The following is a 13,704-nucleotide window of genomic DNA, read 5'->3' on the forward strand; positions in this document are numbered from 1 at the left end:
TTAGCCGATCCGGCCGGTGATGTAGGATTCCGTCCGCGGGTCCTGCGGGTTGGTGAAGATCTGCCCGGTCTCGCCGTATTCCACCAGATGACCGAGGTGGAAGAAGGCGGTGTGCTGGCTGACGCGCGCGGCCTGTTGCATGGAATGCGTGACGATCACCACGGAAAAGGCGCTGCGCAGCTCGTCGATCAGTTCCTCGACCTGCGCGGTGGCGATCGGGTCAAGCGCCGAGCAGGGCTCGTCCATCAGCAGCACTTCGGGGCCGGTGGCGATGGCGCGGGCGATGCACAGGCGCTGTTGCTGGCCGCCCGAAAGCCCGGTGCCGGGGGCATGCAGGCGATCCTTGACCTCGTTCCACAGCGCCGCCTTCTTCAGGCAGCTTTCCACGACCTCATCCAGCTCCGCCTTGTTGCGGGTCAGGCCGTGGATGCGCGGGCCGTAGGCGACGTTGTCATAGATCGACTTCGGAAAGGGGTTCGGCTTCTGGAACACCATGCCGACCTTGGCGCGCAACTGCACCGGATCGACGCGCTTGTCATAGATGTCCTCGCCTTCGAGCTGGATCAGGCCTTCCACCCGGCAGACCGGGATGGTGTCGTTCATCCGGTTCAGGCAGCGCAGGAAGGTGGACTTGCCGCAGCCCGAGGGGCCGATGAAGGCGGTCACGGCCTTGTCGGGGATGTTGACGTCGACATCCTTGATGGCATGGTTTTCGCCGTAATAGACCTGCACCTTGCGGGCCTCGATCTTGTTGACTGCGCTTTGCACGCGGCTCTCCATTCGCATATCTTTCATGGCTTCCCCCGCCCCTTACCAGCGGCGCTCGAACTTGCGGCGCAGCAGGATCGCCAGAAGGTTCATCGTGACAAGGAACGCCAAGAGCACGATGATCGCACCATTCGAGCGTTCCACAAAGGCCGGGTCTGACCTTGTGACCCAGGTGTAGATCTGCACCGGCAGGGCGGTCGCGGGGTCAAGGAACCCTTCGACCGGGACCGAGGGGTGGTTGTCGACAAAGGCCACCATGCCGATGAGCAGCAAGGGCGCGCTTTGGCCAAGGCCGGCGGCCAGCCCCAGGATGGTGCCGGTCAGGATGCCGGGCATGGCCAGGGGCAGCACATGGTGGAACACCGTCTGCATCTTCGACGCCCCCACCCCGAGCGCGGCATCGCGGATCGACGGCGGCACGGCGCGGATCGAGGCGCGGGTGGCGATGATGATGGTCGGCAGCGTCATCAGGCTGATGACCAGCGCCCCCACCAGCGAGGAGGATTGCGGCAGGCCGAGGACGTTGATGAAGATCGACAGGCCAAGGATGCCGTAGACGATCGACGGCACTGCGGCGAGGTTCGAGACATTGACCTCGATTGCGTCGGTCAGGGTGTTTTTCGGCGCGAATTCCTCAAGATAGATCGAGGCGGCAACTCCCACCGGCACGCACATCACGGCGACGAGGATCATCAGGTAAAGCGAGCCCAAGAGCGCCACGCCCAGACCGGCCGCTTCGGGCCGCTGGTCGGAGGCGTCGGGATTGGTGAAGAACTCCCAGTTCCAGCCGGAGCCAAGGAGCCCCGCCGCGCGCATCCGGTCGGCCAGGTGCAGCTGTTCGGGCGAGATGTTGCTGTCGAGTTTCGCGCTTTCCAAGGTAACGCGGCCCTTGAGATAGCCGTCGATCCGGCCCGCGGCAAACACGCTGGCGTCGATCGTGCTGCCGATCAGCGCCGGGTCGGCCAGCACCATGGCACGCAAGGAGCCGGCGGCGTCCTTCGAGATCAGCTCGGCCACTTCCTTGGGTTTCAAGCCGCCAAGGTCGATCTTCTGGCGCTCCAGCTCGGCCATCAGCCCCGCCGCCAGCACCTTGCCATAGCCAACCGTCGTGACCTTGGCCATTTCGTCGCGATTGCGGTTGCCCTTGGGGTCCAGCACCTTTTCGCTCAGCTCTACCGGATAGCCGAGGCGGGCCTGAAAGAACGACGAGGTGCCATCGCGGAAGATCGTCACCAGCATGAGCGCCAGCATGGTCAGCGACAGCGCAATCGCCACCAGGCCATAGGCACGGAAGCGGGTTTCGGCGGCATTGCGGCGCTTCATCGCCGGGCTGGTGACGTAGATCGACTGCGCCGGGGACACTAGCGCCGGGCCGGGCTGGGCGGAAAGGTCGGTCATTCGTATTGCTCCCGGTATTTGCGCACGATGTAGAGGGCAAAGACGTTCAGCCCCAGCGTGATGAGAAACAGCGTCATGCCAAGCGCAAAGGCCACCAGCGTTTCGGGCGCGGCGAAATCGGTGTCACCGGTCAGCTGGCCGACAATCTTCACCGTCATGGTGGTCATGGCGTCAAAGGGGTTGAGCGAGAGCTGCGCCGCCGCCCCTGCCCCCATGACGACGACCATAGTCTCGCCAATGGCGCGGCTGGCGGCCATCAGCACCGCGCCGACGATGCCCGGCAGCGCGGCGGGCAGGATCACCTGCCGCACGGTTTCGGATTTCGTGGCGCCAAGCCCGTAGCTGCCATCGCGCAGGGATTGCGGCACGGCGTTGATGATGTCGTCGGACAGGGACGAGATGAAGGGGATGTTCAGGATGCCGATCACCAGCCCCGCCGTCATCACCGACGAGCCGCTGTCGCCCAGACCCATCGGCGCGGCAAACCAGTCGCGCAGGAAGGGGCCGACAGTGACAAGGGCGAAGATGCCGAACACCACAGTCGGAATGCCGGCGATGACCTCGATCAGCGGCTTGACCCAGGACCGGGTGGCCCGCGAGGCGTATTCGGCCAGATAGATCGCGGTGAACAGCCCGACCGGCACGCAGACGATCAGCGCAACCAGCGTGACATAAAGCGTGCCCCACAAGAGCGGGATCATGCCAAGGTCCGAGTTGCCCTTGAAGTTCGGCGACCAGGTAAGCGAGAAGAAGAAATCCTTCAGCGGGTATTTTGTAAAGAAATCAGCGGTTTCCGTTATCATGGAGCCGACGATGCCAAGGGTGGTCAAAATGGCGATGGATGAGGCCGCCACCAGGAGGCCCAGCACCACCTTTTCCACCTCGTTGCGGGCGCGGAACTCCTTGTGCCCGCGCGACACGCCGCGGAACAGCCCCGCCAGCGCCAATGCCAGAACCAGCGCCGACCGCGCCGCCGCACCCCAGGCCGTCATTGCACGATAGTCTTGTGCCGCGGCCAGCACCTCGGGCGACACCTCGTCGCCAAGGGCCACCCCGACACCGGCCAGAACTGCGCGGATGTCGGTGGTCTGGCTGTCGATCTGGCCCGAGCCGTCCGCACTGAGCGCGCCTGCCGCCACTGCAGTATCCAGCCCGCCCGCCACCCGGCGCACATCGGCCATGGTCAGCGCGCGCGCGGCGGCATCGGTCACCAGCTCGGCCGGAAGCGTGCCGGAGATGCGGCTTTCGACCACCATCGGCTGCACGACCAGCCACAGCACCAGCCCGGCCATGGCCGGCAGCAGCACCCAGATCGCCCCGTTCCAGCCGTAGTAGTTCGGCAGCGAATGCAGGTCGCGCGGATTGCCCCCGGCCGAAGCCAGCGCCCTGTGGCGCGCAAGGACGAAAGCGGCCAGCGCCAGCGCGCCAATCACCGCAAGAAGCATCAGGACGGACATCAGGGAGGCCTTCGTCTTGTCAGGAAAGGGAAAGCGGGGCCCGAAGGCCCCGCCCCTGTGGTTCTTATTCCAGCGGACCCATCGGGGTCTCGGCGGCAACCTCGGCCTGGGTCTTGGCCAGTTCCGGGTCCGACACCAGACCGTATTCCGCCAGCGGGCCGTCCGGGCCGGCCATCTCGTCCGACACGAAGAACTCGATGTATTCCTTCAGGCCGGGGATCACGCCGATATGCGCCTTCTTGACGTAGAAGTAGAGCGGACGCGACACCGGGTAATCACCCGAGGCAATCGTCTCGGTCGCGGGCACGATGCCGTCGATGGTGGCGACCTTCAGCTTGTCGGTGTTGTTCTGGTAGAACGACAGACCAAAGACCCCGACGGCCTTCTTGTCGGCATCCAGACGGGCCAGCGTTTCGGTGTAATCGCCGTCGATGTCGACCGATTTGCCGTCGGTGCGCAGCTCAAGGCACATCGCCTTGGCGGCCTTTTCCTTTTCCTTGTCATCCGCGCCCTCGGCGGTCGCCAGGAACAGGTCCAGCGCGCCGGTCGCCTTGCAGCCGGCCTCGATCACCTTGACGTCGAACACTTCGCGGGTGCCGTGCTTGGTGCCGGGGATCAGCGCCAGGATGTCCTGCGCGGGAAGGCTCGCGTTCACATCGGCCCAGGTCGCGGCGGCGTTGTCGACCAGCGCGCCATCCTTGGCAACCTTGGCCGCCAGCGCACCGTAGATGTCCGACGGCGTGAAGGCGAAATCGGCGCCGGCGACGTCCGAGGCGAACACGATGCCGTCATAGCCGATGCGCACTTCCATCACCTCGGCCACGCCGTTGGTGGCGCAAAGCTCCAGATCCGATTTCGAGATGCGCGACGAGGAGTTGGCGATGTCGACGGTGGTCTCGCCCACGCCTTCGCACAGCTTCTTGCGGCCGGCACCCGAACCGCCGCCTTCCACCACCGGCGAGGGGAAATCGAAGTTCTCGCCAAAGGCCTCGGCGACGATGGTGGCATAGGGCAGCACGGTCGACGAGCCGGTGACCTGGATCTGGTCGCGCGCCGAGGCGATCACGGTCGAGGCGGCAAGGATCGCCACAGTCGAGGCGGAAAGTTTGAAGAAAGACATCTGTCACTCCAGTCTTGGATGCGAGGGGCCGGATGCCCTTCGTCTGGCGCTGGTCTAGGTCGCGTTGACCAAGCTTTTGCGACAGATGTGTAACAGCAACATGACAATGCGCCGGACAGAGGGCAAAGCCAAGGAAAAGGTCAGGGCATAGGCAGCAAGATGCTGAAAACGCTTCCCTTTCCAAGTTCGCTTTCAATCACCAGCCGCCCGCGGTGGCGCTGGACGATGTGCTTGACGATGGCCAGTCCCAGCCCGGTTCCGCCCTTTTCGCGGCTTCTGTGACTGTCGACGCGGTAGAATCGCTCGGTCAGGCGCGGAATGTGCCGGGGGTCGATTCCCGCTCCCTGGTCGCTGACCGACACCCGCAGCACCGGCCCGCGCGGCCCGTCCTCGCGGCCAAGCGCCACAGTGACGGTCGCACCGGCAGGGCTGCCGTATTTGACGGCATTTTCGGTGAGGTTGGTCAGCACCTGCACCATCTGGTCGGGATCGGCGCGCAGGGTGATCTCCTGGCCAGCGCCCACAAGGTTCAGCCGCACTTCGCCCGCCCGGGCAACCGGTTGCAGGCTGTCCACCACCGAGCGCGCGATGCCCGCAATGTCGACGCGGCTTTCCGGTCGGTTGCGCTCTTCGGCTTCGACCCGGCTGAGGTGCAAAAGGTCGCGCACCAGCCGGTTCATCCGCTCCGCCTCGGCGGCCATGATGGCCAGGAAGCGTTCGCGTGCCCTGGCATCCTCCTTGGCCGCGCCGCGCAGGGTTTCGATAAACCCGGAAATCGCAGTCAGGGGCGTGCGCAATTCATGGCTGACATTGGCCACGAAATCGCGGCGCATGCGATCCATCTCCTCGGCCTCGGTCAGGTCGGTGAAGGCGAGCAGCACCCCCTCGTCCAGCGGTGTCACCGTCACCTCATGCACCCGGTCGGGACCGGAGGTCGGCGTCACCAGCCGCACCACCGCCGGCTCGGCCCGGGTCAGCGCCCGGTCGATGGCCTGCAGAAGGTCCGGCGCGCGGAACAGCAACCCGTGATGCCGCCCGACCGGGCCTTCACCACCGGGAAACAGCGCCTGCGCCGCAAGGTTGGCCTCGATGATGAACAGATCGCGGCCGACAACCAGAAGCGGCATCGGCACACCCTGCAACAGGCGGGAAATCGGGCTGGGCATCGGGCGTCCTGCGGCTGGCGTCGGGCTTGGCCGACAGGCTAGCCGCAGGATGTAACAATTGCCAGACAGTCAGCGCTCAGTGATCGGCCCCGCGCCAGTCGCGCAGCGCAGCGTTGTCTGCAGGCGGCGGGCTGGCCGGGCCGCTGGCCTCGGCCACCACCGGGGCGCGGTTGCGGAAATACCAAGTCTCGCGCGCGCCGAAGTAAAACGCCACCACCGCCCCCAGCAGCCACCAGAGCGGCTCGGGCACCGCGTTCAGCCCCACCATGCGGGCGGCAAAGCCCGTCGGGTCCTGCATGGCGTAGACGAAAAGCCCGATGGTGCCAAAGGCCAGCAACGGCCGCGGCAGGCGGTTGAGACCATTGACGAAACGGTCGAACCCGCCAGGCGCCGCCATCTGGTATTCCTCGCCCAGCTGGTTCAGCGCCGCCATCTGCGCCTCGGCCGACAGCTCCATCCGGCGCGTGGCGGAGGGGGTGAACACCTCGGCCACATCGCGCGCCGCAGTGCCGACGGCCGCAAGGCCGCCCGCCCCGCCGATCAGTTTGCCCATCAGCCCCATGCCGCCACCCGCGCCCGATGCTGGGCATCCGTCAGGTGATAGTGCGGCGCGATGAACTCCTCGGCCCGCGTGATCCAGCCGCCCTTGCCGCCATCCCGCCGGCAGGCATATTTGCGGCTGGCGGGCCGCGCATCTGCCAGCGCGTAGTAGAAATTCCGCCGGGCGATGCCATAGGCATCGGCCAGATGCGCCGGCGCCGCCTCATAGGCCAGTTGCGCCGCACGGATCGTCGCCGGGCCGACCGCGCCGTCATCGACGCAAGCAAACCCCATCTCGCTGCAAAGCCGTTGCAGGATCTTCACCGCACTGGCCCCGGCATTGACCTGCATGTCAAAGACCGCCGGCTGCACCACCTCGGGCAGCGCCCCGAGCCCCGGCCGGCGAAAGTAATGCTCGATGTAGATCTCCACCGCCTGCGCCGCACTCAGCCGCCGCACATCGCTGCCGTCGATCGTCCCGTCACCCGAGATGTCCAGCCCCAGCCGCCGCAGTGCCGCCAGCGTGACCCCGTGGTTCGTAGTCCCGCCCGGATCATCCGGGTCCTGCACAAACCCGCCCTCGCGGGCGACAATCTCCCGCGCCAAATCCCTGACCGTCTTCATCGCAATCCCCCTTGCCCCTTTGGAAGGCCAAGAATTGCGGGCAAGGGTTAAGACCGGTCCACCGCAGCGCACGGTCTTTCATGCTGGCCCAAATATCCCCCGCGGAGCGTCCGCGGCCGGCCGGGGGAGCCTCCGGCGGGGATATTTGAACCAGTCTGAAAGGCTCAGTCCTTGGCAGGTTCCTGATAGACGCCCTGTTCCTTGAGGCTGTCGATCACTTCCTTGGGCATGTAGGTCTCGTCATGCTTGGCAAGGATTTCGCTGGCAACAAAGGTGTCGCCCTGCATCTGGCCGGTGCCGACCATGCCCTGACCTTCCTCGAAGAGGTCGGGCAGGATGCCGGTGAAGGTGACGGCGACGCTGGCATTGGTGTCGGTGACGCGGAAGGTCACGGTCTCGCCCTGCCCGCGTGTGAGGCTGCCGTCCTCCACCAGACCGCCGATGCGGAAGATCTCGCCGGGTGCGGGGGGCTGTTCCAGCACCTGCGTCGGCGAGCGGAAGAAGTTGATGCCGTCCTTCATCGCATAGCCGACAAGCGCGGTCGCCACGGCGATGGCGAGGAACGCCAGCAGGATCACCTGAATCCGGCGCTGTTTCTTCAGGCCCTTCATGCCGCGGAATCCGGGTTTTGCGGTGGCGTCCATCGTCTGTGCTCCTTCGGTCCTGCGCAGGGCATGCCCCATCCAGATGGGGCTTGCCTTGACCTCGGTCAACTGCGGCGGGGCGTCACGGGAAGACGGGGGCGAGCATCAGCCCCGTGGTCTCTTTGATGCCGAGCATGAGGTTGGCGTTCTGGATCGCCTGCCCCGAGGAGCCCTTGGTCAGGTTGTCGAGCACGGCTACGACGATGGCCCGGCCCGCGATGCGGTCGCCGATCACGCCGAGGTGGCAGAAGTTCGACCCCGCGATGTCACGGGTCGAGGGCAGCGCGCCAAAGGGCAGGACGCGCAGGAAGGGCTCGGTTTCATAGGCCTTCGCAAGGGTTTGATGGATGGTCTTCGCGTCGCCCCGGACATAGACGGTGGCGAGGATCCCCCGGTTCATCGGCAAGAGATGCGGGGTGAACTGCACCTTGACCGGCCGACCGGCGATGGCCGAAAACTCCTGGTCGAACTCGCCCAGATGCCGATGCTTGCCGCCCGCCGAATAGGTGTGCGTGCCGCCCGACAGCTCGGCATGCAGCAGGTTTTCCTTCAAGGACCGGCCCGCGCCCGAGACCCCGGCCTTCAGGTCGATCAGGATTTCGTCAAGGTCGATCACCCCGGCGGCGATCAGCGGGCGCAGCGCATATTGCCCGGTCGCGGCATTGCAGCCGGTGCCGGCAATCAGCCGGCCCTTGGCGATGGCGTCGCGGTAGAACTCGGTCAGCCCGTAGACCGCCTCGGCTTGCAGGTCGGTGGCGGCATGCGGGTTGCCATACCATTTCTCGTATTCCACCGGGTCGCGCAGCCGGAAATCGGCGGAGAGGTCGACGATCTTCAGATCGCGCGGCAGCCGGGCGATCACCTCTTGTGTCGTGGCATGCGGCAGCGCGCAGAAGCACAGATCGACGCCGGAAAAGTCGATCTCGTCGATCTTCACCAGGGTCGGCAGGTCAAGGTGGCGCAGGAAGGGAAAGACCTCGGCCATCGACATGCCCGCCTTGCGGTCTGCCGAAAGCGCCACGATCTTCATGTCGGGATGCGTGGCGATCAGACGGACAAGCTCCGCCCCCGTATAGCCCGAGGCGCCCAGAATTGCGATGCGATGGGTCATGCTTTTCCCCTTTGCCGGATCTTCCGGCCCTTCTTTGCGGGAGAGGGCCGGGCCATGCAAGAGGGAAACGCGTCACAGGATCACGACATCATCGGCCAGCGCCGCAACCGTGCAGTTCAGGACTGTCAGCCGGTCACCGGCGCCGAAATCGAAGATGACATGCGCGCCGTCCTGCTGCGCCAGCGCCAGCGCCTCGGCAACCGTGGCCTGCCCGGCAAAGCCGGACAGGACGATCCGGTCGAGATCGTCCTGAAAGTCGCCGATCCGGTCGCTGGCATCGCCCGGGGCGAAGAGGAAGCGATCGGCCCCCGCCCCGCCGAACAGCAGATCCGCGCCGGCACGGCCCGCCAGCCGGTCCTGACCGGCCAGCCCGCGGATCGTGTTCGCACCTGCCCCGCCGGTGAGCCTGTCGCCAAAGGCCGAGCCGGTCAGGTTCTCGACCGACACAAAGCTGTCACCCATCGCCTCGCCCGCAGTCAGGATCGCAAGAACCCTGGACAGATCGACCTGCACGCCGCCCGCCGCCCGCGCGTAGGAGGCAAGGTCGACCCCGGCCCCGCCAAGCAGAACATCGCCGCCGCTGCCGCCTTCCAGCGTGTCGCGCCCGTCCAGACCGGCGAGCGTATCCGCCCCGGCCCCCCCTGTCAGCCAATTGGCCAGCGCGTTGCCGGTGCCGGCAAAGTCTGCCGATCCGACGCAGGACAGATGTTCCAGATTGGCGCCGAGCCCGTAGGCGGCCAGCGTGGTCTGCACCAGATCGCTGCCGAAACCCGTGTGTTCGGCAATCGCATCCAGTGCATCGCTGACAAGGTAGGTATCATTGCCCTGCCCGCCCGCGAGATAATCCCGCCCCTCGCCGCCGTCGAGCGTGTCCATCCCCCAGCCGCCGAACAGGTTGTCCGCCCCGGCCCCGCCGGTCAGCCGGTCATTGTTCTGCTGCCCGAACAGGAAGTCATCGGCGGCAAGCCCGTCAAGCCGGTCATCGGCGCGGCCGCCGTAGAGGAAATCGTTGCTCTGGTCGCTGCCGTGCAGCGTGTCATCGGCACCGAAGCCAAAGGCAAAGCCGGCCTTGGTCACGGCGTCGAAATCGCCCTCGCCCGCGGCGATCTCATAGCTTTCGTTGCGCAGGCGGACGGTGATCTGGCTGACCCCAAGGCTTTCCGCCAGATCCGCCTCCAGAGAGGCGCGCCCCAGCGAAAAGGCGTTCAGCGCATGGGCCAGCGAATGCTGGTGGCGATAGGTCTCGGCGCCATTGCCTTCGAGATAGAGCAGATGCGAGGCCCCGGTCTGCAGCCCGGGATACCAGCCAAAACCGATGCCGCGATCGGCGAACCATTCGTAGGAGGCGGCAAAGAAATCGTCATAGCCAGCACCCGCCGCCGGATCATCGACCTGACCGTCGGCGTTGATCTCGGTAATCATCACCGCATCCCCGGCGACCGGGGCATAGACCGCCTCCAGCCGGGCGATCAGGTCGGCGGGAGTGCTGGCAAGGTCGGTGCCCATCCAGCCCGGGTAAAGATGTGCCGACCAGACCAGATCGGCCCCGACGCCGGCGCGCAGATAGTCCAGCGCGCTGGCGCCCTGGATCTGGGTCTGTTCCAGCGTCAGGAAGTCGCCGTTGTAGCCCCAGCCGCCGACAAGGATGCGGCCCTGGGCGCGGGCGTCGATCAATTGCGCCAGTTGCAGCGCGTGATCGGCGTAAAGCTGCACGAAATCACGCGTGGTCAGCCCGTCGCCGTCGCCGTTGGCGCGCACCGTGTTGCGATAGGCGGCGCTTTCGTTCATCAGCTCCCAGCCCCAGACACCCTGTGCCACCTCGGGATGCGCCGCCATCCAGCCCAGCATGGCCTCCCAGGCGCCGCTGACATCGGCAAGGTTTTCCTGCAGCGCGGCGAAAGCCTCGGCATTGGTCAGCGCTGGCCAGCGCCCCGAGCCGATGCCGATGTTCTGGGCATCGCCCTCGCCATAGCAGATCGTCAGGTCGAACCCCTGCGCCGCGGCGGCGACAAGGAAGGCCTCCATCTGCGGGTGCAGCGAGCCGTCGGCATTGAAGCTGTGTTCGTTGAACAGCACCCGCAGGGTGTTGACCAGGGGCAGCGCGTCGCGGATCCGGGTGACGAAACCCACCGGATCGTCATACATGCCCATCGGGATCAGTTGCACCGGGTCCTGCCAGACCCCGCCCACCCCGTCGGCCCCGGTCATCACCAGATTGATCATGGCAACAGCAGAGGTCGGGTTCGCAAGCGACACGGGGCGGGGTCCTGACACGGGATCAATTCAAGGTTTGGCCGTCACCAGCGTGACTCTGCCGAAAGCTGAATCCTCCTTCTCCCGCCAAGATGTCCGAAATTCGGCAAGACCGTGCCCTTGGCAGGGAAGATGCCCTGAAGGCCTGCGGTCCTGTTGGCGCCAACCTGCCGGGGCTAGGGAGAAAGTTCTCCCGCAAGAACCTGAAACGGCAGGATATTTTGCCGTGGCGGCAGCGGGCAGATGGCAAAGGGGGTAAAGCCGCAGGGCGGCGTGAAGGCGCGGTTGAAATCCAGCGTGATCTCGGTGTCGGTCATGTCCTCGCCCATCAGGAAGCGGGCGGCTCCATAGGTCTCGCGCCCCGAGGTGGCATCGCGGATCACGAACATCGGCTGGCTTGCCTTCCAGTGCGTCGGCACAAGGGCGATCTCGTGGCCGGCAAAGCCAAAGCGCGCCACATGGGTCAGCGACACTTCGGTGTCGCCGCCGCCGCGCTGGCCGATGGTGGTGGCCTCGGGGGTCGCCAGACGCTCCCAGCGGGCGCGGATCACGAAGGCCGGGTTCTCGGGGAAATAGCGCAGCTCGACATGGCGCGGCGCGGTCAGGTCGCGGACGCGCAGCGCGGAAATGCCGTCGACGGTGTGCAGTTCCAGCAGAAGCGGCGCAACCCGCAGCTTGGGAAAGTTGCCCGGGGTGGACAGGAAGGGCTGATCCGGGCCGCCGGGTGTCTGGAACCGCGCGCCGTCGGGTGTCAGGGTCAGAAGGCCCAGATGGTCGGGGCCAACCGACAGTTGCAGATCGTTGTCCGCCGCCTTGCCCACCCGTTGCGGACCAGCGGGGATATCCACCCGGTCGGTCAGGTTAAGCCAGCCGTCCTCTGCCACCAGCGCCGCCCGCCGCTTGGCCTTCCACGTCTCCAGATCGTCCATTGCCGCCCCTTGAATGACTTTAAAGAAATAATGTCCCCGCCATGGTGCGGACCGCCTGCCCCGCGACCGTCACCCCCGCGGGACCGACGGAAACCGAAATCCGCGAGGGCCGCCCCATGTCGACGCCTTGCGAGATGGACAGCGCCTGCGGACCGCCCGGCAGGCGGGCGAGATAGGCCGCCAAAGTGGCCGAGGCCGATCCCGTGGCCGGGTCTTCCGGCACATTGTCCAGCGGTGCGAACATGCGGGCCTCGACCTGCGCGCCGTCGCGGACATAGCAGAAGATCGCGAAATCCAGACCGGCAGGGTAAAGCGCCGCGCCCTTGCGGAAGGCTTCGGTCTGCGGCCGGGCCTGCGCCAGATGCGCGCGGCTGTCGAGTTCCACCAGCACGAAGGCCAGCCCCAGCGAGGCCTGCACCGGCCCATGCCGGTCGCTGCGGATCGCCGCTTGCGGCAGGCCAAGCGCCTCGGCCACCAGCGCGGCCGGCGGTTCGCCGAAGATCTGCAGCGGAACCGGCGTGGCAAAGGCCGCGCCCTGCGGCCCGACCGTGCAGCCAATCGGCCCGACACCCAGCTCCAGCACCATCTGTGCGCCGCGCCCCAGATCATGCAGCGCAATCGCCGTGCCGATGGTCGGATGCCCGGCAAAGGGCACTTCGCTGGTCGGCGTGAAGATGCGGACGCGGGCGGTATGGGCGGGATCGGCAGGCGGGTAGACGAAGGTCACTTCCGAGAAGTTGAACTCGCGCGCGATGCCCTGCAGGCGGTCCTCGGGCAGGCCCGCGGCATCGGGGAAAACTGCCAGCTGATTGCCGCCAAAGCGGGTATCGGTGAAGACGTCATAGACGAGGTAGGTCGCCTCACGCACTTTCGAACACCACCCGGCGGCGCAGGAATTGCGTCGCCTTGGACGAAACGTAGGACGGATCGCCCGTGGTCAGGAACTTTGACTGCGCGCCCGGCCCCAACATCTCGGGCCGGCGGATCAGATAGTCGGCAAGGCTTTCGGCCACCAGATTGGCCTGGCTGTAAACCTTGACCTCCGCCCCGAGCGCGTCCTGAAACGCTTTTTGCATCAGCGGGTAATGCGTGCAGCCCAAGATCGCGGCCTGCGGATGCGGCATCCGCCGCTTCAGGCTTTCGACATGGGACCGCACCAGTGCCTCGGCCAGCATCTCGTCGCCCTGTTCGATGGCATCGACCACGCCGGCGCAGGGTTGCGCCTCGACATCCACCCCGATGGCGCGGAAGGCCAGTTCGCGCTGAAAGGCGCGGCTGGCCACTGTGGCCGGCGTCGCAAACAGCGCCACATGCTTGACCGCCACTTCGCGCGGCGGCGAGTTGTCGCCCCAATGCCGCTCGGTCAAGGCCTCGATCAGCGGCACGAACACCCCCAGCACCCGCTTGTTCGGCGGAACCCAGCTTTCCTGCATCCGCTTCAAGGCGGCGGCGCTGGCGGTGTTGCAGGCGAGGATCACCAGATCGCAGCCCTCGGCCCAAAGCCGCTCGACCGCGGCACAGGTCAGGTTGAAGATGTCGTCATGCGTGCGCACGCCGTAAGGTGCATGGGCGTTGTCGCCAAGATAGACGAACGGCACCTCGGGCAGCCGTTTTGCCACGGCGTCCAGCACCGTCAACCCACCCAAACCGCTGTCAAAAATCCCGACCGCCATGCCCGCCCCCGTTATGTGGTT

At 66.3% G+C, this 13,704-nt stretch carries 13 protein-coding genes; all 13 read right to left on the bottom strand.

Annotation, left to right across the window (positions count from 1 at the left end):
- Positions 1–795 (bottom strand): phosphate ABC transporter ATP-binding protein PstB, encoded by a 795-nt coding sequence (pstB, locus tag G4Z14_RS02865; RefSeq protein WP_164623228.1) that lies wholly within the window; start codon positions 793–795, stop codon positions 1–3.
- Positions 796–810: 15 nt separating this feature from the next.
- Positions 811–2,166 (bottom strand): phosphate ABC transporter permease PstA, encoded by a 1,356-nt coding sequence (gene pstA / locus G4Z14_RS02870; RefSeq protein WP_164623229.1) that lies wholly within the window; start codon positions 2,164–2,166, stop codon positions 811–813.
- Positions 2,163–3,623 (bottom strand): phosphate ABC transporter permease subunit PstC, encoded by a 1,461-nt coding sequence (gene pstC / locus G4Z14_RS02875; protein ID WP_164623230.1) that lies wholly within the window; start codon positions 3,621–3,623, stop codon positions 2,163–2,165. The genes pstA and pstC overlap by 4 nt, the downstream gene beginning before the upstream one ends.
- A 64-nt stretch (positions 3,624–3,687) precedes the next feature.
- Positions 3,688–4,743, bottom strand: coding sequence for a PstS family phosphate ABC transporter substrate-binding protein (locus G4Z14_RS02880; protein ID WP_164623231.1), 1,056 nt, complete (start codon positions 4,741–4,743; stop codon positions 3,688–3,690).
- Positions 4,744–4,883: 140 nt separating this feature from the next.
- A complete protein-coding gene (locus G4Z14_RS02885) occupies positions 4,884–5,909 on the bottom strand; it encodes an ATP-binding protein (RefSeq protein WP_164623232.1) in 1,026 nt (341 codons plus the stop codon).
- A 76-nt stretch (positions 5,910–5,985) separates the two neighbouring features.
- Positions 5,986–6,471 (bottom strand): holin family protein, encoded by a 486-nt coding sequence (locus G4Z14_RS02890; RefSeq protein WP_164623233.1) that lies wholly within the window; start codon positions 6,469–6,471, stop codon positions 5,986–5,988.
- A complete protein-coding gene (locus G4Z14_RS02895; protein ID WP_164623234.1) occupies positions 6,462–7,073 on the bottom strand; it encodes a holin-associated N-acetylmuramidase in 612 nt (203 codons plus the stop codon). The genes G4Z14_RS02890 and G4Z14_RS02895 overlap by 10 nt, the downstream gene beginning before the upstream one ends.
- A 164-nt stretch (positions 7,074–7,237) precedes the next feature.
- A complete protein-coding gene (ccmE, locus tag G4Z14_RS02900; protein ID WP_164623510.1) occupies positions 7,238–7,684 on the bottom strand; it encodes a cytochrome c maturation protein CcmE in 447 nt (148 codons plus the stop codon).
- A gap of 115 nt (positions 7,685–7,799) precedes the next feature.
- On the bottom strand, positions 7,800–8,828 hold the full coding sequence (gene argC / locus G4Z14_RS02905; protein WP_164623235.1) for an N-acetyl-gamma-glutamyl-phosphate reductase: 1,029 nt from the start codon (positions 8,826–8,828) through the stop codon (positions 7,800–7,802).
- A 72-nt stretch (positions 8,829–8,900) separates the two neighbouring features.
- The gene (locus G4Z14_RS02910; RefSeq protein ID WP_164623236.1) at positions 8,901–11,051 is read right to left on the bottom strand and encodes a calcium-binding protein; all 2,151 of its coding nucleotides are present in this window, start codon (positions 11,049–11,051) and stop codon (positions 8,901–8,903) included.
- Between the two features lie 206 nt (positions 11,052–11,257).
- Positions 11,258–12,010 (bottom strand): DUF1684 domain-containing protein, encoded by a 753-nt coding sequence (locus tag G4Z14_RS02915; protein ID WP_164623237.1) that lies wholly within the window; start codon positions 12,008–12,010, stop codon positions 11,258–11,260.
- Between the two features lie 19 nt (positions 12,011–12,029).
- The gene (locus G4Z14_RS02920; RefSeq protein WP_164623238.1) at positions 12,030–12,878 is read right to left on the bottom strand and encodes a PhzF family phenazine biosynthesis protein; all 849 of its coding nucleotides are present in this window, start codon (positions 12,876–12,878) and stop codon (positions 12,030–12,032) included.
- A complete protein-coding gene (gene murI / locus G4Z14_RS02925) occupies positions 12,871–13,683 on the bottom strand; it encodes a glutamate racemase (RefSeq protein ID WP_164623239.1) in 813 nt (270 codons plus the stop codon). The genes G4Z14_RS02920 and murI overlap by 8 nt, the downstream gene beginning before the upstream one ends.
- Positions 13,684–13,704: the final 21 nt, after the last annotated feature.

The sequence above is a fragment of the Tabrizicola oligotrophica genome, from assembly GCF_011008935.1.
GTDB classification, from domain to species: Bacteria; Pseudomonadota; Alphaproteobacteria; order Rhodobacterales; family Rhodobacteraceae; genus Tabrizicola_A; species Tabrizicola_A oligotrophica.

What these genes read in the sequence shown, in the direction of transcription:
- murI (WP_164623239.1), bottom strand. Translation starts at nt 13,683, where the DNA reads ATGGCGGTCGGGATTTTTGACAGCGGTTTGGGTGGGTTGACGGTGCTG.
- G4Z14_RS02885 (WP_164623232.1), bottom strand. Translation starts at nt 5,909, where the DNA reads ATGCCCAGCCCGATTTCCCGCCTGTTGCAGGGTGTGCCGATGCCGCTT.
- G4Z14_RS02915 (WP_164623237.1), bottom strand. Translation starts at nt 12,010, where the DNA reads ATGGACGATCTGGAGACGTGGAAGGCCAAGCGGCGGGCGGCGCTGGTG.
- pstC (WP_164623230.1), bottom strand. Translation starts at nt 3,623, where the DNA reads ATGTCCGTCCTGATGCTTCTTGCGGTGATTGGCGCGCTGGCGCTGGCC.
- G4Z14_RS02880 (WP_164623231.1), bottom strand. Translation starts at nt 4,743, where the DNA reads ATGTCTTTCTTCAAACTTTCCGCCTCGACTGTGGCGATCCTTGCCGCC.
- G4Z14_RS02895 (WP_164623234.1), bottom strand. Translation starts at nt 7,073, where the DNA reads ATGAAGACGGTCAGGGATTTGGCGCGGGAGATTGTCGCCCGCGAGGGC.
- pstA (WP_164623229.1), bottom strand. Translation starts at nt 2,166, where the DNA reads ATGACCGACCTTTCCGCCCAGCCCGGCCCGGCGCTAGTGTCCCCGGCG.
- pstB (WP_164623228.1), bottom strand. Translation starts at nt 795, where the DNA reads ATGAAAGATATGCGAATGGAGAGCCGCGTGCAAAGCGCAGTCAACAAG.
- G4Z14_RS02910 (WP_164623236.1), bottom strand. Translation starts at nt 11,051, where the DNA reads ATGATCAATCTGGTGATGACCGGGGCCGACGGGGTGGGCGGGGTCTGG.
- argC (WP_164623235.1), bottom strand. Translation starts at nt 8,828, where the DNA reads ATGACCCATCGCATCGCAATTCTGGGCGCCTCGGGCTATACGGGGGCG.
- G4Z14_RS02890 (WP_164623233.1), bottom strand. Translation starts at nt 6,471, where the DNA reads ATGGGGCTGATGGGCAAACTGATCGGCGGGGCGGGCGGCCTTGCGGCC.
- ccmE (WP_164623510.1), bottom strand. Translation starts at nt 7,684, where the DNA reads ATGAAGGGCCTGAAGAAACAGCGCCGGATTCAGGTGATCCTGCTGGCG.